Genomic DNA, 21,150 nt, shown 5'->3' with positions numbered 1-21,150 from the left:
GATTTATTCGGGCGTTTTTATTTTCAGTGTTCACGTCGGCATAGAGCGGGTGAGCACTCTCGCATCAGATTGCTGCGCCGTCCCGCTCCGCAAACACTTCCTTCGCAGTGAACAGGCTATTGAGTGCAGCAGGAAACCCCGCATAGACGGCCATCTGCATGATGATTTCCACGATCTCTTCACGCGTACAGCCTACGTTGAGCGCACCGTGAATCGGCAAGCGGCATATCCGTGAGCTTGAGCCGCAGCACAAATTCTAGCCAACGGACATCTTCAGGTCGGTAGCGGCGATGCCCGTTACTCGCCCGCGCCGCCGGATTGAGAATGCCCTCTGCCTCGTAGTAGCGCAGCGTATACACCGACAAGCCGCTCAGGCTGGCCAGTTCGCCAATCGTCAGTACCTTGCTGGTCATGATGATCATGCTAAAACTTCGAGTGTACTGGAGGTCAAGAGGGCGGGCCTATCGTCGTGCCCGCCGAATGATGCGAAAAATCCATGAGGTGACGGTCAGAGGTATGGCAAGACATATTACAACCACGCCAAGCAAATAGAGGCTTCCGAGTTCAGCTAGGAGTAGCAGGTTTGCGAGCAAAGCAGAACCTGCACACTTGCCAACTGCATATGGATTCGGACTGCAATTTGGCAGGAGCCACATCAGCAGCTTGGAGAACAGAACGAGCAAGATCAAACCGATGCTGGTGCGGAAAGTGAATTGCCGAAAAAAGTTTGTGTTCATTTTCTTGACATGGCGAACGATCAATTAATCACCGCCTCACCAACTCCTCCCATACCTTATTCAGACGCTTCACCGATACCGAATATGTGCCCCAGCTTCAGTGGGAGGGAGATGGCGGCCAAATGTTCAAGTAAGACGGGATGCACTATTGCATCCCGTATCATTACTCTTGCGCTGCCGTAAACCAGCTATTCGCTTCTGCTTGAAATAGCCGATAAATGATAAAAATCTCTACCGGAATGAATAGAATGGATACGAAATAGTCAATTTTGTTAAGCGGGACGCTACCGGAGGCAAGCAGGATAAGTGAAGCCACTGTGATAACTGCATAGAAATATCGTGCGGCATTGCTACGGTTGCTTAGCTTGTATGGAATGATACAAAGCAGTGCACTGAAAAATATAGCGCCGATTAAATCGCCAAAGCTGGCAATTCCAATTAATTTTGCAATTAGATCGCCAATTGCCGAAAGTCCGATTGTGATCCAGATTGCAAGAATGGCTTGTTTAACACCTCCGGGCATGGACTGCATGTGGCTTTTCCTCCTAAATGAAAGTAATGATATATTAAGTTGTGAATTGATCGATCACTCTTTTCAATCCAACTCAGTTCACAAGGTATGCCCGCAATATATCACGCAAAATCGCTTCGAAGCAGCTTTGGGAGTGGAGAATGACGGTGCCGGGATCTTTCGTTGCGATCCCGGCGATTGACTTTTAACGCACCCGTCCCACCGGAAAAATCTGACTGCCATTATTTACGGTCGGGAACTGTTCTTTGCCAAATACTTTCTGTGCGAGTCTGGGGATCATTTCATCGATATAGCTCGTCAGTTCAGCGGTGGTAATGAAACCATCCTGATTGACATCGGCTATGCCACTCAGGCCTTCTGTCAAGACGAAGCGTGTTTTGAATTGGATGCGCTTATCTCACCGCCTCACCAACTCCTCCCACACCTTATTCAGCCGCTTCACTGACACCGGATACGGCGTACGCAATTCCTGTGCGAACAGGCCCACACGCAGCTCTTCAATCATCCAGCGGAACGGTTGCAATGGTGCGATATCGCGGCCTTCGCGGCGCCATTTGTCCTGTTCGGTTTCCCAGCGCTGCCACAGCGCGGCGATCTCGGCGGCGCGCTGGGCGTCGCGGTCTTGCGCGGCGTTGAATTTATCCAGCCGCATGCGCATGGCCTTGAGGTAGCGCGGCAGGTGGGCGAGTTGTTCCCACGGCGTCTGGCGCAGGAAACCCTTGTAGATCAGGCGGCCCAGCTGCTGCTTCATCTCGGCCTGCGGACGCACCGGCCGGCTGAGGACGGGATTGATCTGCTGCCAGTCTGCTGTCAATTCCTGAACCGCACGCCAGGCCGCATCGCGTACTGCGGGCAGACGTGCCTTGGCTTTCTGTTTCAGGCCATCGAAGGCCTTTTTGTCACGCGGCAGTTCGTCATCACCGGCAAACGCGCGGTCGCAGATACAGGCGACCAGATCATCCATCAGCGCGTCGCTATCCATAAAATTGCGCAGCAGGATGGCGGTCTGATTGAAATTGGGGAAACACTTGGGCAGCTGCTTGACCTGCTCCTTGAGTTCGAACTGCATCAGCCGAACCACGCCGGCACGGTGCGACACCAGCGCCGCCCCTTCGGTATCGAACAGCCGGATGGTACAGCCGGTTTCGCCCGCCACCAGCGCCGGATATCCCACCAGCTTGCTGCCATTGCGCTCGAAGGCCAGCTTCGGCGGCAAATCGCCAAAGTCCCAGCTGGTGATGTTGTCGCGTTCGACGGATGCGGCGCTGCCAGAGGGGGCAGTCGCGGCAGGTGCGCTTGTTTTGCCCTTGCTGTCAGGCTGCGGCGCACCCTTGGCGGATTTACCGGCAGGTGGGGGCGTTTGAGTGGATGCCACGGCGCGGAAAGTCATCTGCGCCGCTTCACCCAGTTGTTCGCGCAAGGCCACCAGATCACGGCCGCTGGCCAGTTCGTTGCCCGCTTCGTCGATAATGCGGAAGTTCATGCGCAAGTGTGTGGGTAAATCGCTGCCATCAAAGTCTTCCACGCGCACAGGCTGCCCTACGCCACGGCTTACCGAGTGGGCGAGCTGCGGCATCAGCGGGGCGCTTCGGTCGGCTTTGTCCAGCTCCACCATCATCTTGGTAACAAACTCCGGCACCGGCACGCACAAGCGGCGAATCGCCTTCGGGAGTGATTTCACTAAATGGGTGATTTTCTCGCGCGACAGACCCGGCACCAGCCAGTCAAACACCGCGCCATTGACCGAGTTCAGCATGTGTAGCGGCAGATGCGCCGTCACGCCATCGAGCGCATGGCCCGGCTCGAATCGATAGGAGAGCGTGATGTCGTTGCCCGCCAGCGCCAGGCTGGGCGGGAACTGTGCCTCGGTGATCGACTCGCCTGCGTGGCGCATCAGATCTTCACGGTTCAGGAAGAGCAGCTGCGGGTTGTCTTTTTCCGCCAGCTTTCGCCAGGCATCAAAACCCTGCTGGTTGAACACATCCTGCGGGAGGCGCGCATCGTAGAAATCGAACAGCACCTGCTCGTCCACCAGCACATCCTGACGGCGGGCCTTGTGCTCCAGCTCTTCCACTTCCGAGATCAGCTTCTCGTTGTGCAGCCAGAATGGCGCACGGCTATTGATGCGGCGTCCGGCCAGTCCTTCGAGAATCATGATGCGGCGCGATTCAACGGGATCAACCGCGCCAAAATGCACCTTGCGACGGGCAATAATCGGCAGACCATAGAGCGTCACGCGCTCGCTGGCCACCACTTGCCCCGGACCCTCTTCCCAGTGCGGATCAAAATAATCACGGTTCACCAGATGCCCGGCCAGCTGTTCAAGCCATTCCGGCTGAATTCCGGCCACGCAGCGCGCATAGAGCTTGGTGGTTTCCACCAGCTCGGCGGACACGACCCACTTCGGTCGCGACTTTTTGAGGCCAGAGCCGGGGAAAATCGAAAAGCGTATGGCGCGTGCGCCGAGATATTCGTCAGCTTCGGGCTGCTTCATGCCGATCTGGCCAAGCAAGCCGGTACATAGCGCACGGTGAATGGCGTCGTAATGCTTCTGTTCGGCTTCCTTGCGCTGCTTTTCTGCCTTCACTGGGTTGCGGGACACAGGCGCGTCTTCTTCGGCCTCCTTCTCGGCAACCTTCCAGCCCAGATCGGTGACGATTTCTTTAAGCTGCGCATGCAGCTCGCGCCACTCTCGTAGTCTCAAGTAGCTCAGGAAATGGTCATGACAGGTTTGCACCAGCTGGCGATTGCTCTTCTTCTCGCGCAGGGTGGCGCTGAAAAAGTCCCAGATATTCAGCAGCGTCAGGAAGTCGGATTTTTCATCGACGAATCGCGCTTGTGCTCGATCCGCCGCATCACGGGCCTCGAAGGGACGCTCACGCGGGTCCTGAATACTCAGTGCCGAGGCGATCACCAGCAACTCGTCGAGCACACCTTCGTCCTTACCGGCCAGCAGCATGCGGCCAATGCGCGGATCAATCGGCAGGCGGGACAGTTGTTGCCCCAGACGCGTCAGGCGGCTTTCCTCATCGACTGCGCCCAGTTCGTGCAGCAATTGATAGCCGTCGGCAATCAGGCGGCCAGACGGTGCTTCGATAAAAGGGAAATCTTCCACGCGACCGATTTTCAGCGCCTGCATGCGCAAGATCACGGCGGCCAGCGAAGAGCGGATGATTTCCGGATCGGAGAAGGCAGGGCGGGCGTTGAAATCCTGCTCGGAATACAGCCTCACACACACACCAGCCGACACCCGGCCGCATCGACCGGAACGCTGGCGGGCAGATGCCTGCGAAATCTTTTCCACCTGAAGCTGTTCGACCTTGGCGCGCGGCGAATAGCGGTTGATCCTCGCCTGACCCGAATCGATCACGTAGCGGATGCCCGGCACAGTCAGCGAGGTTTCTGCCACGTTGGTAGAGAGCACAATCCGCCGCCCATTGGACGTCCGGAACACCTTCTGCTGATCTTCCACCGAGAGCCGTGCAAACAGCGGCACGATCTCCGCACCCATGATGCGGGCCTTGCGCAGCTCTTCGGCGGTTTCGCGGATTTCGCGTTCACCCGGCAAAAACACCAGCACATCACCCAGCCCGTCGTGGCGCCATAGATCCTGCACCACCTCGACAACGGCCTCTTCCATTTCCAAATCGGCGTCGTCCGCATCCTTGGAGCGCAGTTCCTTGTAACGCACGTCGACCGGATAGGTCCGGCCCGAGACTTCGATGACCGGCGCACCATCAAAATGACGGCTGAAACGATCTGCATCAATCGTCGCCGAGGTCACGATGACCTTGAGATCGGGGCGGCGCGGCAGGAGCTGCTTTAGATAGCCCAGCAGAAAGTCGATGTTCAGCGAGCGTTCGTGCGCCTCATCGACAATGATAGTGTCGTATTGATTCAGATAGCGGTCGGTCTGAGTCTCGGCCAGCAAAATCCCGTCGGTCATCAGCTTCACCAGACTCAGCTCGGACGACTGATCGGTAAAACGCACCTTGTAGCCCACCAGATCACCCAGCGAACTATCCAGTTCCTGCGCAATGCGGCTCGCCACCGAGCGCGCAGCCAGACGGCGCGGCTGGGTATGGCCGATCATGCCCGCCACACCGCGCCCCAGCTCCAGGCAGAGTTTGGGCAGCTGCGTGGTTTTACCCGAGCCGGTTTCGCCACACACAATGACCACCTGATTGTCGGCAATTGCCTTCAATAGTTCATCGCGGCGCTGGTTAACGGGCAAGGCGTCGTCGTAGCGGGGTTTGGGTAAGCGCGCCAGACGTGCATCCATCTGCGCCTTCGAGCGCTCGAAGTGGGCTTGAATGTCCTGTTCGAGTTTGTCTGCCGCTTGCCCGGCTGCACGCCTTTCTTTCAGCGTGCGCAGCTTTTGCCGCAAATGATGCCGATCCTTGATCAGGCAGGCTTCAAGCGGCAGGCGAGGGGAGGTGGCGTCGGCAGAACGGTTTTGCATGATGGCTTTACAGCGCCCAAAAGGCACACAGAAACGGCAAAACCGGCATTGTACCGCAATGCTACCCTGATCATCCCAAATTAAGCGTATATCAGCCAGTGGCGTGCCATTGCGGTGAGTTAATTCATGTCGTGGGTTCCTTTTAACTATTTCAGTGTATTTGAATATGTGGGAATTTAATTGCTATATAAATAAATTGATTGATTTAAATATTCAATTGATTTGGCTGGTTGTTTCAAAAGTGTGTGCTATGGTGATTAGCAAGTGACTGAATTTAATAATGGATTGAGGGGGAGGAACTCTCAGTCTTTCTAAATATTACTAAAAAATGATAAAGGAGGATGAAGTGGATACGTCATAAAATTTTTCGTGAAAATAGATGGTGAAATGATGAAAGGTTGTCTGTTGTATCTGCGTGAGCGAGATAATTGAATACCAATTGGATACATTGTCTCGCGAACCGTAAATATGTCATCAGTATGAATATGGAGTAAATCATGATGCTGAAAACAGCTAGGAAATGGATGAAAATGGTTGCCCTTGTTTCGGGGCTCTTATGGGGTGTTGCAGCCACGACCCCGGCATATGCAGAAAGCCTTACGTGCTCATGCACAGGCGCTGCGTGCGGCAATAACGCCATTGGTGGTAATCAAGGCGATCTGTTTGTGGGCTTATATCGCAGTACAGTTAACAAGTATTTCAAAACCAATCCAAACACGGGCTGGACATGTGTGGCACCCGCGAAAGTCAGAGGGAGTAACGGACCAAAAGGCTGCTATTGCCAAGGCTATTGCGGTAATGGTGGAATTGGAGCTGATCCTAATTATATCGACATGGGGTTGACGCAACAAACGGTGGATCAATCATATGGGGGCGGCAAACCCGGTAATCGCACGGGCTGGCTGTGTGGAGATGTGCGTCAGCCATTTAATCCCGTACCTGTTGTGATTCAAGTGACGACTGCCAATGCACCGGTTCCGCCATCTGGTATGAAGCTGGCGTGCTTTACAGACGCAAATTCGACTGCATTAAGTAATGCCTGCCCGGTGGTCTCATTTGATGGCGTTCAATATTGGCCGTTCTCTTACATGGATAATCGCATGTCCATTGGACTGGTTGGTTATCGTAACGGACAGGTCGTCAAACAGCTCGAATTGACTGGCGCACGTTATGCATGGGCGATCAGCGTTGATGCAGGTGCTGAGTCTGTGCGTATCAGTGGCCAGGCCAATCTCTCTGCCAGCACATCCTGGACAAGCATCAACTAGGGATGTATCCGGCTGAAAGCCGGTCAGGGACGGTGCCTGATCATATCGATCGGGCACTGTTTTATTGTTGAGGGTGCGCCCCTGGTGCACCTTCGGTTGACAGGGTGTCATACGCTGCATGCGCAGATAAATAGACTTGCCCTGTCAGACTCTGCAAGAAATCTGTTCTCGATAGCTTATCCTGAATCGGCCCTTTGACCTCCGCCAGATGCAGTACGATACCGCTCGCGCTCAGCTCCCGGTTTAATTCAATCAGCGCGTCAATGGCCGTTGCATCCATCTGATTGACAGCAGTCATCACCAGTACAAGATGCTTGAGCATGCCTGCATGTGTGGCTTCCGCCCGAACCAGCTCCTGCTGGATGCGCATCTCGATGGCGGCCACATTGCTGAACACCATACTCTCATCGACTCGGATGAATAAGGCATGCGGCAATGTCTCAACTGCATGCCGCTCAACATTCCGGAAGTGCTCGCTGCCGGAAATCCGACCTACCACCGCAATATGTGGCGTACTGGCACGCCATAGCAAGGTGGCGATCGTAAGGAGCACACCGAGGGCGATCCCGATACTGAGCCCAAATACCAGCACACCACCAGCCGTCAGAAAAAGGGCCACACCGTCTGCGCGATCGTGCCGCCATGTTCTAATCATGGCTTTCGCGTCAATCATGGTCGCTGCCGCAACGATGATACTGGCCGCAAGCACAGACAGCGGCAGATGTTCAAACAGTTGTGCTGCGCCACCCGCAAGTACGAGCATGAACAGTCCGGCCACGATACTCGCGAGTGGCGTCTGGGCACCAGCCGCCACATTGATTGCCGATCGCGATACGCCGCCTCCTACAGGCATGCCACCAAACCCGGCCGCAACCAGATTGGCCAGACCCAATCCGATCAGCTCTGCATTCGGGTCAACTTTTTCCTGACGCTTTACCGCCAGTGCCTGAGCCATGGAAATATTTTGAACCATGCCAATTAGCGCAATGATCAAGGCTGGCACGAGCAGGGCTCGCATTTGCATCAGGTTCAGATCCGGCCAGTTAAACCCCGGCAAACCTGCGGCAATGGGGCCCACCACATTGAGCCCGTATCGAGTGTCGAGCTGATAATGGGCAACCAGCGCGGTACTGAACACGACCAGCGCAAGTGGCAACAGGCGAACAAGAAATTGAATGTACTGGCTTGGGATGCCCAGAATCGGCAGTACTTTGGGCAAAAGCAGACGGCCCGCTGCCAGTATGGCCATGGCACCCAAGCCTAGCAGGGCAGCATAAAACTGAATATCGCCAGACGAACTGAGCAGAAAACGCAATGTATCGAGGGGTTGATTGCCTGAAAGATGAATGCCCAGTACGTATTTGAATTGGCTGATGATAATCAGGATGGCCGATCCAGCTACAAAGCCGTTTACCACCGGGCGACTCAATAATTGCGAAAGAAATCCCAGTCTGAATACGCCACAGGCCAGAATGAGTGCGCCGCTCATAAGCGACAGCACTGCCGCCAGTCCTATATAGGTAGCAGATCCCGCAGGCGCAAGCGAGTGAAGCACCGAGAAGGTAATGATGGCGGTAATGGCGACTGGCCCCACCGCCTGCACCATGCTGCTACCAATAAGTGCGTACGCAATTACCGGAAAACATGCTGCGTAAAGCCCGAGCTGTGGCGGCAAACCCGCTACCAGTGCGAGTCCCAGACTCTGTGGTAGCACCAAAATGGTGACCATCAACCCCGCCAGTACGTCCGAACTGAGCGCGTGTTTGGGGTAGTGCCTTATCCAGGCAGGCAAGCGGAGTTGGACTGACATTGCGAGTGCAGACGAAATTGCAAGAATGCACGGATTGTAGCGTCAGAATCAATAGATTGAAATGGAATGAAGTAATATCCATTGGAAATAAAAAAGAGGCCAGCTAGGCTGGCCTCTTGACCGTCACGCATCAGCAGGGGGGATTACTGAACATTCAGTGCCAGATCATCCAGCACAAAGCTGGTAGCAAGCGTGGTGTCTTCCTTACCGGTAAAGGTCAGGGTGACAGTCTTGCCGATGTAGCTGTTCAGATTGATGCTGTATTGCTTGTATGCGCCCTTGTTCAGGTTTGAATAGGTGCCGAGCGTCGTGGTTGTACCACCCGATACACCTGTCAGCGTGAGCTTGTCATACGCACTGCTGGTGGTGGTTTCCGAGGTGGCGATGTACAGCCAGAATGTCAGTGTGGCACTGGTCTTACCCGCAGGAATCGACACGGTTTGCGACAGGGTATCGGTGTGGGTGCTGCCATAGCCGTCCAGGATCGCGGAGTAGGTGCCACCGTGAGCTGGTGCCTTGGATGTTGCTGCACCAATGATGCTGGTGCTGGATTGCGTCCAGCCGCTTGCGCCACTCTCGAATCCGGGGTTGACCAGTAGTTGAGTTACACCACCGCCACCACTGCTGACAGTAACAGATTGCGACTTGGTATTGGTGGTACCACTGACGCTATCGGTTACAGTCTCGCTGACAGTGTAGGTGCCCGCTGCAGCATAGGTGTGGCTTGGATTGGTTGCAGTCGAGGTGCTGCCATCACCGAAATTCCACGAACGGGCGCTAATGGTGCCGCCGGTATCGGTGGATGAATCGGTAAACGCTACGCTCAGACCCGTTGCGCTATACGTGAAGTTGGCAACCGGGGTACCGCCGCCACTGCCACCTCCGGTAACAATCGCATGAGTCAGATCGCAACGGTTGGTATCGTTCGACCAGGTCGATTGCATGGCAAATGTACCGGTAGCGAAGGTGAGGTTGGCAGATGCACCTTGACCGGACGAAATCCACGAGCATTCATCGGCATTTTCTTCGCCATTAAAGGAAGAGCCGCTGATTTGATTGATCCAGCCACCTGCAGGATTCTGATCGGTAACCGTTTCCGCGTACTCATGACCCTCAACCAGCGAGAAGCCATCGAGCGCACCACTGGTTTTGTTGACGTAATTCTGGCCGCAGCTCGAACCTGCATCTGCCACATACGGCATATTGGTAAATGCAATATCGCCATACGGGGAAGAGGTATTGGTATCGCCTGTGTAGTCGTGCCATGCACAGAAGTTACCGCTGGAGGTGTTAAATCCATCCGGATGCATGCCTGTGGGGGACAGAATCACGTATTGGACGTAACGGTTGGATGCGGCTGTTGTGTTACCGAAGTGGGCAGCAGCCTTTACTGCTTCAGCTGCCAGTTGATCAGCAGTGGCGTTGAAAGGCGAAGCAACGGAATTGTCATACCAGATACCTGCAAGCGCGCCACCTGTCGGGTAGCCCACATGCGGTGCGCCGGACGGGCAGGTGGTTGCACCCTTTGCCACCAGTGGACCATCACAGTACTGGGTCATGACGCCAGACCACAGCTCATTATTCGTACCCAGACCTTTGAACATTTGCTGGAGGTAGGGAACCGCACCCAGCGAGTCGCCGCTCAGCTTCATATTACCGTTTGCATCAGTGCTGGCTGCACCCCACTGGCTGCCATATACAACCAGATACACCTTCGGCGTGCCAGATGTCACCCCGATACCATTAACGCCACCGTTAAAACTAAGCGTCTTTGTACTGTTTGTCGCTGCGGCAGAAATGCCCTTTGTAGATTGCATCAGCTGACGCCATGCCTGCATCTTACCGTGCTGCTCCAGTGTCGGCACAACCCCGTGGCGCCATGGATGTGCGTAGCGGGGTGATTCAGGATTGATTTCCGGGGCTGCGGCAAATGAAACAGAGCTCAGGCCGACCGCCGATAACATGGCCGTCAGGGTAGTGGCGTTGAGTAAACGCTTGGATGCATTGCTCACTTGGAGTATCTCCTTGTTGAATGAATGATCCTGTCAGGCATATGGGTCAGCATATGCTTGGACAGTGCGCGTCCCCGTGCTTGTTACATCAGAGTTTTTTGGGGGCGAGCGAGATCAGTTCATCACAAAGTGCGACGCAGTATGACGAGAAATGCCTTTTCGATCAGTGGCTTGTTGCAATTTCAGACGATGCTGTCGTAAAAAACATGGCCGAAACACTTTTTGACGGACAAAAGTTGTCGATCGCCATCGACTGGCGTATTCTCCGCACGGGGCTACTGTAAAGATTGGTAATGAAATGACCGGATTAGGTAGTGATGAGGATGGGTATTGTTAAGATTCACCCGGTTGGCGTACCCCAGATGAATGGATAAGACAGGGCAGAATGAGTAGTGCGGATGGGTGAAATGACTGTCGGGCGACATAAAAAAAGCCCAGTCTTGAGACTGGGCTTTCATGTGTTGGCGGAGCGGACGGGACTCGAACCCGCGACCCCCGGCGTGACAGGCCGGTATTCTAACCAACTGAACTACCGCTCCAATATGCTGATACATCAGCACATCAAATTGGTGGGCGATACTGGGATCGAACCAGTGACCCCTGCCGTGTGAAGGCAGTGCTCTACCCCTGAGCTAACCGCCCGAAATCCGAATAATTTCGTTTTCGGAGGGCGCGAATTTTAATCGCACCGTTTTCTGTTGTCAATCAATTTTTTCGAACAATCAACAGAAACTCTTGTAGGTTTGGCGGAGCGGACGGGACTCGAACCCGCGACCCCCGGCGTGACAGGCCGGTATTCTAACCAACTGAACTACCGCTCCGAACCTTGCTGTGTCTTGCGTTGCAGCGAAGAGGCGCGCATTTAAACATAGTGAAATTCGTCTGTCAAATTTTTTGCGCAAAATTTTTTTGATGAGAATACTTTTACCGATTTCAGGTGTGCTCTCATGGCGGTCGTTAGCGCTTCCTGATATAAATGCCGCCTTGTCGCCAATTCCTATAAACCTTCATACATGGCGGATAAACACACACCATGATGATTTCCCTTCCAGCATCGTCCTGGCCTTACAAAGTGCTGAATGCGGTGCTGCTGATACTGCTTGCCTGGGCACTTTCTGCGCTTTTCTGGGTTATATTCTCGCCCAGCCCGCGATTGCCGGTTGCGTCACCTGCCTCACAGGCGACAGCAACTGTCCGCGATATGGGGGCGCTTGAGCGGCTATTTTCCCGACCTCATCAGGGTGAGGGCGCGGAAGCCAGTACGCTTTCGTTTAAATTGAAGGGCGTGATTGCATCCCGTGACCCACGCGAAGCCGCTGCGATATTTGCCGGTGCCGATGGCAAGGATGTTGCCTTTAAAGTGGGACAATCGCTCATGCCCGGCGCCACGCTGATCGAGGTTGCAGCCAAGCACGTGATTGTCGATAACAACGGGCGTCGCGAAAAACTGGAGTTACAGGAGCAGCCCGCTGCGGATCTAGGGGTCAACCTCACCCCCCCTCCCAATGTCATTACGCCCGAGGCGGTGCCTGCTTCAGCGCCTGCTGTGCAAGGGCCGATGCCGGGGCCGATGAGAATGCATCCGCGCCCCGTAAGTGATGAGGCGAGCATAGGGGTACGGCGAAACGACTTATTGCAGACACTCCAAATGAATGCGGCCACCGCTTCGCAGGCTGGTGTCGAGGTCAACGATCAGGGCGTGCGCGTATCGGGCCCGCAGCATCAGGCGTTTATGCGCCTACTGCAACTCAGCCCGGATGACGTGCTTCAGGCCGTTAATCAGCAGCCGCTCAGACAAATTCAAGATGTATCGCAACTCTATAACGCTTTCTCGGGAAGCGCGCCGGTCAAACTAACCGTATTGCGGAACGGTTCGCCTACTACGCTCACTTATCGGATCAAGCCCTGACATGAAAACAATAAACAAGCTCCTGCTGACGCTGTTGCTGTCGTGTAGCGTGACGTTTGCCGCTGACGATGCCAGCAAGGTCACGCTGAATTTCGTGGACACGCCGCTCGAATCAGTTGCCAAGGCCATTAGCCTCATTACAGGCAAGAATTTTGTACTCGACCAGCGAGCCAAGGGCAATCTCAATGTGATTTCCAGCAGTCCGGTAGATAAAAAGGATGCCTATCCTATTTTTCTGGCTGCGTTGCGCCAATTGAATTTTACCGTGGTAGAAATGCCGAACGGCGTCGCCAAGATCATTCCCGAAGATCAAGCCAAGACGCATTACAGCCCTACCTACAAACGTAAAGATAAGGTTGCTGCAAGTGGTGACCGTATCATTACCCAGATCTATCCGCTCAAGCATGAATCCGCCGTGCAGATGCTGGCAATTTTGCGTCCGCTGGTGACGGTCAATAATCAGATTGCTGCCTACACGGGCTCGAACTCGCTGGTGATTACGGACTATGCCGATAACGTCAAACGTATTTCCGACATCATCGGCACCATAGATCAGCCCTCGGATGCCGAGATTGTATCTATCCCGCTGCACCATGCGGCAGCTGCCGATGTGGCGCAGACCATTGCCCGTTTGATGCCTGAAGTCACCACACCTGCCGTGCAGAGTCAGTCGGTCATTGGTCAGGAAGGCGTCCGTCGCTCATCCATTATTCCCGATGTACGAGCCAATACACTCTTGGTGCGTTCCGAAGCACCCTCGCATTTACGCCAGATTAAAAATGTAGTGGGTGATCTGGATCGGCCCGGTGCGGCTACGGGTTCCATTCATATCGTCTACCTGAAAAATGCCAATGCTTCGCGGCTGGTCGGTGTACTGAAAGGTGTGCTGACAGGGCAGGATAGCGGCAGTCAGGGAACCGGTAGCACGCAAGGTAATACTCCCCAGACCATGCAGCAACAGCCTAACCAGCTTGCAAATCAGTCGGGTACGGGTGGCAGCGCATTGCAGGGCATGAATGCGATCAGCCGCTCAGATTTGAATGCGACGAACAGCACTGGCGGTCAGATCATGCCGGGGGTGTGGGTATCTGCCGATGTCGCGACTAATTCACTGCTGATCAATGCGCCAGACTCTATGTATCATCCGATCAAGGAAGTGATCGACAAGCTGGATATGCGTCGCGCACAGGTCTTTGTCGAGGCGATGGTTGCCGAGGTGTCGGTCAGCAAAAGCGGTCAGTTTGGCGTGCAATGGATGATCGGCGCGGGCAATGACAAGGTGACAGCCATTGGCGGTAGCTCGCTGGGTGGCGCCGTTTCAGGTGGTACAGATATCCAGACAACTGCATACAACCTGCAGCAGGTCGCACAGGGCAAGACACCAAGCGGGACGATTCTGCCGTCGGGTGGAACAATCGGCATCATTAATGGCGCGCTCAAGGGCGGCAAAGTCGCTAATCTAGGGATACTGGCGACAGCAATAGAGTCCAACGGCGGCGGTACTGTGCTGTCCATGCCTAATCTGGTGACAGTGGATAATGAAGCAGCCAGCATTCTCGTGGGGCAGAATGTACCGTTTGTAACGGGCTCGCAGCAGCAGTCTTCAACCACGGCTGTGCCATTCCAGACCATCAATCGTGAAGACATCGGTATCAGCCTCGAAGTCAAGCCGCAGATTTCCGATGGCGGTGCAATCACGCTGGACGTGAAGCAGAAGGTTCAAGCCATTGATACCAAGAGCAGCCAGCTGACAGGCGGAACGGGCTTGGTCACCAACAAGCGTTCACTGGATACCCGGGTCATTGTCGATGATGGCGATATCGTTGTGCTGGGCGGTTTGCTGTCCAACAATAGCTCCAATAGCATCAGCAAGATTCCATTGCTGGGCGATATTCCGATTCTGGGAAATCTGTTCCGCTACGAAGGTCGTCAGAACGACCGAACCAACCTCATGATTTTCCTGCGCCCGGTTGTCATTCGCGATGGTGAAAGCGCGAAGGCGCTGGCTCAGGGTCGTTACCTGCTGCTCAAGGATACGCAGGATACGAACGCGCCGCAGTCACGTGCATTGTTGCCGGATCTCCCTCAGCCGGGGTTGCCCTTGTTCGATTTGCGTCAGTCCAAAGAGGCTGCAGCGTCAGGTGCCCCTAAACCATGAGTTATGCACGCGTTTGTAATTACGGATTTTCGCGTCAGCGCGGTGTGGTCGATCTGGGCGAGCAGGATGGTTCGGTTGACGTCCTGATGCGCGAAGGGGCAGATCTGCTGGGTTTGATGGAACTGCGCCGCATGGTTGCCAAACCTGTGAATGTGCAGCAGGTGAAGCGGGAAGAATTCGACCAGCGCCTTGCCCAGCTCTTTGCGCGCAGCGACAGTCAGTCGGCCGAAGTGGCGGAAGATCTGGCGCAGGATCTCGATCTCAACCGCCTGGCACAGGATTTACCCGGCATCGAAGATTTGCTGGAAGCCGAAGACGATGCGCCTATCATTCGTCTGATCAATGCCTTGCTGACCGAGGCACTGCGCGAGGGCGCATCCGATATTCATATCGAACCATTCGAGACGCGATCGGTGGTGCGTTTCCGCGTTGATGGCAAGCTCAAGGATGTGATCGAACCCAAGCGGGCACTTCACTCTGCCGTGGTTTCGCGTGTCAAGGTGATGGCCAGCCTGGATATCTCGGAAAAGCGATTGCCTCAGGATGGCCGTATTACTTTGCGTATTGCCGGCCGACCGGTGGATGTGCGCGTATCTACGCTGCCGACAGGGCATGGCGAGCGGGCTGTGCTGCGTTTGCTGGATAAGAGTGCTGGCCGTCTCAATATGGCCAAACTCGGACTGGCACCGCAAGCACTGGAAGGCATGCAGTCGCTGATTGCGCAGCCGCATGGGATTGTGCTGGTGACCGGTCCGACCGGCTCAGGCAAAACCACCACCCTGTACGCAGCCCTGGCCTCTCTGGACGCCACTGCCAATAACATCATGACCGTGGAAGACCCGATCGAGTACGATCTGGATGGGGTGGGACAGACGCAGGTCAATGCCCGGATTGATATGTCATTCGCCCGAGCCCTGCGTTCGATTTTGCGTCAGGATCCCGACATCATCATGATCGGCGAAATCCGGGACGTGGAAACTGCGCAGATCGCTGTTCAGGCCTCATTGACAGGGCACCTGGTGCTGGCAACCCTGCATACCAATGATGCGCCCAGTGCCATTACCCGTCTTGTCGATATGGGTGTGGAGCCATTTCTGCTGGCCAGCTCACTGATTGGTGTCCTTGCGCAGCGCTTGTTCCGTACGTTGTGCGTATCTTGTCGTCAGCCTTATGAAGCGGATCACGCCGAGTGCGAACAACTTGGCATTTCGTCGCCTTTTACCCTGTATCGCGCAGTCGGATGTGCACATTGCAACTACACTGGATTTAAGGGACGGTCGGGTGTGCATGAGTTGCTGATCGTAGATGATGAAGTCCGCCGTATGATTCATGACGGTACGGCTGAAGCGCATGTACGTGATCATGCGACCAGGGTCGGCATGAAAAGCCTGCGTCAGGATGGAATCGAGCGGGTACTGGCTGGACAGACTACCTGGGACGAGGTGATTCGGGTCACTCGCGAGGGTTAACGCAATCGGAGGGGCTCGCCATGTTCGGTTTCGGCAAAAAAGAACCGTATGATTCGGTCAACTGCAAAGCGAGCAAAAGCGAAAAGCGTGCAGGACGAGCCCTGATCGTACGCGATTTTGATATCACCGAAGTGGTCAGAAAAGCCGATCAGAGCGAACATTGCTACCGGATCGTGCTGGGTGATATCTATCAGAAGCCGGGTACGCTGCTGGCTGAAAACAATAAGGAAGAGCAGGGCTACCACGCGCGCTGGGATAAGCTGACCGGCTCGATTGGTGTCAGTCTGTTTCAAGGGTATATGCGGCAGACACTGGTGTTTTCCACCAAGGAACCACAGCTGCTGACGGCAGAAATGGGGATTACGCTTGAAGTTGCCGGGCCATCCGAGCCAACTACGACGTAAACCCGGCACGTATCAATCTGAAAAGGGAGCAAAGTTGCTCCCTTTTGCTTTACGCGACGGATTGATCTGGCATAAAGGATTAAGCGGCGCGTCCCAGAATGGCTCCTTCCATTGCCGTAACAAAGAATTCGTCGATGGGCACAGGTTTGCCGAAATGCCAGCCCTGACCAAATTCAATGCCAATATTGCGCAAACGCTGCATCACCTCGGCATTTTCGACATACTCGGCAATGCTTCCAACGCCCATTGCCTTGGCAACCTGGAAGATCGATCTCACCATGGCATCGTCGATTGGACTATCCAGAATGTTCTTGATGAAAGAGCCATCAATTTTGATAAAGTCGACGGGCAGATGTTTCAGGTAGCTGAAGGAAGATAATCCCACGCCAAAGTCATCCAGTGCGGTGCGCGCACCCAGTTCACGCAAGGTGCCGACAAATTCGGCTGCACGCTCGAGATGCGATATGGCAGCTGTTTCGGTGATTTCAAAACAGAGTTTTTCTCGGGGAATGCCCGGCTGGCTGATCAGTCGTGTGAAGGCATTCCGGAAATCCGGCTCGCCAATGGATGCCCCCGAAATATTAATGCTGCAGTGTTCGATCAGTGGCCACAGCACCGGCCAGCGATTGAGCCATCCCAGCGTTTCACCGACCACCCACAAATCCAGCGCAGGCATAATGCCAAAGCGCTCAGCTGGCGGAATAAAGTCACCGGGCGGCATCATGGTGCCTTTTTCATCGAACATCCGCACCAGTATTTCGAAACTCAGCGTGCCATGCCCCTGTTGAATCGGGGAAATGATCTGGCAGTACAGCTTCAGGCGATTGTCGGCCAATGCCTGACGTATTTGCGGTACCCAGGCCAGCATGGCGCGGTGTCGCATGAGATCTTCATTATCATCGGTATAAACAACCAAACGATGGGTACCGCCCTGTTTGGCAAGCAAGCAGGCCGTATCTGCTGCGGCAATCGGGTGCGCCTGTTGTCGCTGGCCTTCCAGCATGACCAAGCCCGCACTAGCTTCGAGGCTGATCGGTTTACCTTCCCAGTGAAAACGGAAGTGTTCGATCGCATCGCAGTAGCGTTCGGCAATTGCAATGGCCTCCTGAGTATCGATCTGACGAATCAGAATACCGAACTCATCGCCGCCCATCCGCGCAAGGCTATCTTGCGGGCGGGTTTGGATTTTAAGGTGGCGAGCCAGTGCCGTAATCAGTAAATCGCCCGCCCGATGCCCGAATGTATCATTCACGATGCGAAATTTGTCGAGGTCGATCAGGCAAAATGCGTCTTGCACATCAGACTTGTCGGGTCGTTCCGGCATCTCGCCTAGCTGTCGCTCCAGTTCAGCGCGGTTGATCAGTTTGGTGAGATGATCATGGGATGCATCCCAGAGTAAATCGTGTGTGAGCAGACGCTGCGCATAGATCGCGCTTCCGGCCAGCAGAGCAATGCCGCCAGCCATCAGTAATTCGGCGATTTCCCAGATCACATGATCTGGGGCGAGTGTTGCATGACCCATATTTATCATGATCACACTCAATACGGTACTCCCCTGAATCAGGAGCGATTCGTACAGTCGGGACGGCGAACAATGCAGTGCAGTCCATAGCAGCGGGAACAGCGCGAGCAAGGGCAGTCCGCCTATCACCACCGGGTTTATCCAGGCCAGTACAACAATTAGCAAGCTACTACCCGCATTCACGGCAATCATGTGCCATGCGCCGATATCCCCGCCCTGAGTCAAATGCGAAATGTGGGATTCCTGTTTGGGGGACGGGCTCAGATAGCTGTCGGAGCGGATCAGTGCGCTCAAGATAGCGGGTGTGCAAATGATAATGCCTGCCCACTGAACCACGATAGCCAGTGCAAATTGCCGGACATCGCCAGTGCTCAGGCAGGTACCTTGCAGGGCTGCGAATATAGCTGCGACTGCACCCAGTAAAAGTACGTCCTGGCGATGCCGCAAGAAAGGGTCAAAGTCTCTGCGCTCCTTCAGCCAAGGCAAGATCGATGCGCATACCAGCACAAGCGCCGGCTCGAACAAAGAGTGCGTCATACTCGGAAACCACTCTGGGAACCAGGGAGGCAACAACTTCATGAAAAAGACCGGCAAAAGAACGTGGGGACCGTAAAGGAAACCGGTGGCGATAATAATTGCGCCACTGATCCATCTGATCATGCCTAATCCTGAGGGGACGAGGTAAGACTCGAGGAGGGTAGCGCCTAGCCAGAATGCCGCAATCACAGCTGATTTGAGCAAGTCTGCTCGAATCTGCTCGGGCTGAATTCGACGAGAGTGGAGTCCTGTACGGGCGTTCATGATGATGCGACCTTTGCGTCCAGCCATATTTGAATGACTGTGATTCCCGATTTCCTGCCTTTATTATTGGCGTTTGGAAGCACCTTCGGTTGCTGTCCCGCCAAGCGGACAGTCCCACTCGCGTAGTAATATGGCGAGATGCCGCTACTGCATGGAGATTCAAAGATGACATCGAGCTACCGTGTGCTGATGGTCTGTACGGGTAATATTTGCCGCTCACCCACCGCGGAGGCGGTGTTCAGGGCAAAGGTCGATCAGCAGAAGTCGATTCATAAGATCGAAGTCGACTCCTGTGGTGTAAGCGACTATCACGTCGGCGAGGCACCGGACAAACGGTCACAAGTGCATGCACGGCGGCGCGGGTATGAGTTAAGTGCTTTGCGTGCCCGTCAGCTCAGACTTCAGGATTTCCATCATTTCGATCTCATACTGGCAATGGATCGCGGACATTACGACGAGCTTGTGCGCCAGACACCTGCGGGTTGCCGCGCCAGCATTGCAATGTTTACGGATGCGCTTCCAATGCAGCAAGGGCAGGATGTCCCCGATCCGTATTATGGCGGAGAGGCGGGCTTCGAGGCGGTGCTGGACTTATGCGAATCTGCTGCAGGTGCGTGGCTTGAACGGATACATGCCAACCTGGCGCATGCCTGATAAACGCTGGCCGAATCTATGTAGGACAGGCTGATTAGAACAGGCTGATTAGAACAGGCTGATTAGAACAGGCTGAGCTGCATAGCTGCATGTTGTTCGCTGAAGCGAATCCCGACGCCTAATAGTCGAACAGGTAGATGACTGCGTTGGTGCGCCTCCGACAGAAGACGCACGCAGTCCTCGCGCGTGAGGGTGGTGGCGGTGCATTCTGCTGTGGTGCGGGAAAAATCCGAAAAACGCAATTTAATGAATACTTTTGCTAGCGGTGGCGCATCGTCCAGTTTGTCGTACCGGATGCGCAGGTCAGCCAGTAATTCATCAAGTGCTTGAGTGCAGGCATCGAGCGTGCGCAAGTCATCGACATAGGTGTTTTCGACCGAAAGTGAGCGTCTGGGTTGATCATTGCTCACGGGGCGATGATCGATGCCCCGGCACATTTCCCACATCCGTTCGCCCATCTTGCCGAATTCATGCGCCAATCGCGGGAGTGCCCATTGGCGCAGATCGCCACAGGTCTGGATACCCAGTTGATTGAGTTTGCCCGCAGTTACCTTGCCTACTCCCCACAGTTTGGCGACAGGTAGGGCAGCGACAAAGCCGTCAACATCTTCAGGCACCACCAAAAATTGTCCGTTTGGCTTATTCCAGTCACTGGCGACCTTGGCGACAAACTTGTTGGGTGCGATGCCTGCTGATGCGGTAATGCCAACTTCAGCTTCAATCCGGGCACGGATTGCCTGCGCCATGCGCGTGGCGCTCCCTTGGCAGTGCTCCACACCCGTTACATCCAGATAGGCTTCATCAAGAGAAAGTGGCTCGATCAGATCGGTAAACTCTCGAAAAATGCGGTGTACAGCACGCGAGGCTTCGCGATAGCGGGTGAAGTCTGGTTTTAGCAAGACCAAATCAGGGCAGCGGCGAAGTGCTTCACTGCTGGCCATGGCAGATCTCACCCCGAATTTGCGCGCTTCATAATTGCTGGTGGAAATGACGCCACGCTGCTCCGGTCTGCCACCAACGGCAACCGGACGACCGCGCAAGGACGGGTTGTCCCGCATTTCTACGGATGCATAAAAACAATCGCAATCGATATGGATGATTTTGCGCACAAGGGAAGACGTGTTCTGATATTTGGTGAACGATCGTATTCTAATGTGTCTATGCAAAAATAACAAAGCCCGCGCGTGGCGGGCTTCAATTGGAAGAGGTTACCCGAATCAATGCGAGTGCTTTGCGGCCTCAATCTCGTGACGATGCGCTTCCACATCGTGGCGGATCTGCTTCTTCACCCAGAAGTAAATATAGGTACCGATAACCAGCACCACCCCGATCGTAATCAGGCTCAGAATACCGATATCGGTCGTAAACAGATCGCTCAGCGCAACATTCATGATCGTCTCCAAGTGCATGTT

The 21,150-nt window shown here is 54.7% G+C and carries 16 protein-coding genes, 3 tRNA genes and 1 pseudogene; 7 read left to right on the top strand and 13 right to left on the bottom strand.

Annotated features, from left to right (window positions below):
• Positions 1-64 precede the first annotated feature (64 nt).
• The 5 genes and pseudogenes from KSF73_11970 to hrpA all read right to left on the bottom strand — a co-directional run bounded on the left by KSF73_11970 (position 65) and on the right by hrpA (position 5,731).
• Positions 65-223, bottom strand: a pseudogene (locus tag KSF73_11970) (carboxymuconolactone decarboxylase family protein).
• A complete protein-coding gene (locus KSF73_11965) occupies positions 180-413 on the bottom strand; it encodes a MerR family transcriptional regulator (GenBank protein MBV1776424.1) in 234 nt (77 codons plus the stop codon). Before KSF73_11965 ends, KSF73_11970 begins: the two are co-directional and overlap by 44 nt.
• 487 nt (positions 414-900) lie before the next feature.
• Positions 901-1,269 (bottom strand): hypothetical protein, encoded by a 369-nt coding sequence (locus tag KSF73_11960; GenBank protein ID MBV1776423.1) that lies wholly within the window; start codon positions 1,267-1,269, stop codon positions 901-903.
• 184 nt (positions 1,270-1,453) lie between these two features.
• A complete protein-coding gene (locus tag KSF73_11955; GenBank protein MBV1776422.1) occupies positions 1,454-1,633 on the bottom strand; it encodes a hypothetical protein in 180 nt (59 codons plus the stop codon).
• Between the two features lie 33 nt (positions 1,634-1,666).
• Positions 1,667-5,731 carry an ATP-dependent RNA helicase HrpA gene (hrpA, locus tag KSF73_11950; GenBank protein ID MBV1776421.1) on the bottom strand — a complete coding sequence of 1,355 codons (4,065 nt, stop codon included), beginning with the start codon at positions 5,729-5,731 and terminating at the stop codon, positions 1,667-1,669.
• 833 nt (positions 5,732-6,564) lie between these two features.
• Between hrpA and KSF73_11945 the strand changes: the two genes are divergently transcribed.
• The gene (locus KSF73_11945) at positions 6,565-6,999 is read left to right on the top strand and encodes a hypothetical protein (protein MBV1776420.1); all 435 of its coding nucleotides are present in this window, start codon (positions 6,565-6,567) and stop codon (positions 6,997-6,999) included.
• Between the two features lie 61 nt (positions 7,000-7,060).
• Here the strand turns inward: KSF73_11945 and KSF73_11940 are convergent, their stop codons facing one another.
• Both KSF73_11940 and KSF73_11935 read right to left on the bottom strand, forming a co-directional pair.
• On the bottom strand, positions 7,061-8,809 hold the full coding sequence (locus KSF73_11940; protein MBV1776419.1) for an STAS domain-containing protein: 1,749 nt from the start codon (positions 8,807-8,809) through the stop codon (positions 7,061-7,063).
• A gap of 143 nt (positions 8,810-8,952) precedes the next feature.
• Positions 8,953-10,773 carry a PKD domain-containing protein gene (locus KSF73_11935; GenBank protein MBV1776418.1) on the bottom strand — a complete coding sequence of 607 codons (1,821 nt, stop codon included), beginning with the start codon at positions 10,771-10,773 and terminating at the stop codon, positions 8,953-8,955.
• Between the two features lie 68 nt (positions 10,774-10,841).
• On the opposite strand from KSF73_11935, the gene KSF73_11930 reads away from it, so the two are divergent.
• Positions 10,842-11,105, top strand: a complete 264-nt coding sequence (locus KSF73_11930; protein MBV1776417.1) for a hypothetical protein — start codon at positions 10,842-10,844, stop codon at positions 11,103-11,105.
• Between the two features lie 178 nt (positions 11,106-11,283).
• Here the strand turns inward: KSF73_11930 and KSF73_11925 are convergent.
• The 3 genes from KSF73_11925 to KSF73_11915 all read right to left on the bottom strand — a co-directional run bounded on the left by KSF73_11925 (position 11,284) and on the right by KSF73_11915 (position 11,642).
• Positions 11,284-11,360, bottom strand: a tRNA-Asp gene (locus KSF73_11925).
• A 28-nt stretch (positions 11,361-11,388) separates the two neighbouring features.
• Positions 11,389-11,463 (bottom strand) — tRNA-Val (locus KSF73_11920).
• A gap of 102 nt (positions 11,464-11,565) precedes the next feature.
• Positions 11,566-11,642 (bottom strand) — tRNA-Asp (locus KSF73_11915).
• 212 nt (positions 11,643-11,854) lie between these two features.
• On the opposite strand from KSF73_11915, the gene KSF73_11910 reads away from it, so the two are divergent.
• Genes KSF73_11910 through KSF73_11895 form a run of 4 tightly spaced genes read left to right on the top strand, consistent with a single transcriptional unit; the run spans position 11,855 to position 16,761 of the window.
• Complete coding sequence (locus KSF73_11910; GenBank protein ID MBV1776416.1) at positions 11,855-12,730, top strand: hypothetical protein; 876 nt, start codon at positions 11,855-11,857, stop codon at positions 12,728-12,730.
• A gap of 1 nt (position 12,731) precedes the next feature.
• Complete coding sequence (gene gspD, locus KSF73_11905; GenBank protein ID MBV1776415.1) at positions 12,732-14,888, top strand: type II secretion system secretin GspD; 2,157 nt, start codon at positions 12,732-12,734, stop codon at positions 14,886-14,888.
• Positions 14,885-16,357 (top strand): type II secretion system ATPase GspE, encoded by a 1,473-nt coding sequence (gene gspE, locus KSF73_11900; GenBank protein ID MBV1776414.1) that lies wholly within the window; start codon positions 14,885-14,887, stop codon positions 16,355-16,357. The genes gspD and gspE overlap by 4 nt, the downstream gene beginning before the upstream one ends.
• 20 nt (positions 16,358-16,377) lie before the next feature.
• Positions 16,378-16,761 (top strand): hypothetical protein, encoded by a 384-nt coding sequence (locus tag KSF73_11895; protein MBV1776413.1) that lies wholly within the window; start codon positions 16,378-16,380, stop codon positions 16,759-16,761.
• A gap of 79 nt (positions 16,762-16,840) precedes the next feature.
• Here KSF73_11895 and KSF73_11890 read toward each other — a convergent pair whose 3' ends face one another.
• Positions 16,841-18,820, bottom strand: coding sequence for an EAL domain-containing protein (locus tag KSF73_11890; GenBank protein MBV1776412.1), 1,980 nt, complete (start codon positions 18,818-18,820; stop codon positions 16,841-16,843).
• 429 nt (positions 18,821-19,249) lie between these two features.
• Between KSF73_11890 and KSF73_11885 the strand changes: the two genes are divergently transcribed.
• Positions 19,250-19,738 (top strand): low molecular weight phosphotyrosine protein phosphatase, encoded by a 489-nt coding sequence (locus tag KSF73_11885; protein ID MBV1776411.1) that lies wholly within the window; start codon positions 19,250-19,252, stop codon positions 19,736-19,738.
• 62 nt (positions 19,739-19,800) lie between these two features.
• Here KSF73_11885 and dinB read toward each other — a convergent pair whose 3' ends face one another.
• Positions 19,801-20,847: a DNA polymerase IV gene (dinB, locus tag KSF73_11880; GenBank protein MBV1776410.1), complete on the bottom strand. Its 1,047-nt coding sequence runs from the start codon at positions 20,845-20,847 to the stop codon at positions 19,801-19,803.
• 108 nt (positions 20,848-20,955) lie between these two features.
• Positions 20,956-21,129 (bottom strand): DUF3149 domain-containing protein, encoded by a 174-nt coding sequence (locus tag KSF73_11875; GenBank protein ID MBV1776409.1) that lies wholly within the window; start codon positions 21,127-21,129, stop codon positions 20,956-20,958.
• Positions 21,130-21,150 lie beyond the last annotated feature (21 nt).

The organism is Burkholderiaceae bacterium DAT-1, from assembly GCA_019084025.1.
In the GTDB taxonomy this organism is placed as follows: domain Bacteria; phylum Pseudomonadota; class Gammaproteobacteria; order Burkholderiales; family Chitinimonadaceae; genus DAT-1.
The sequence above is the reverse complement of the archived record's forward strand: the minus strand, read 5'-3'. Positions and strand labels throughout refer to the sequence as shown.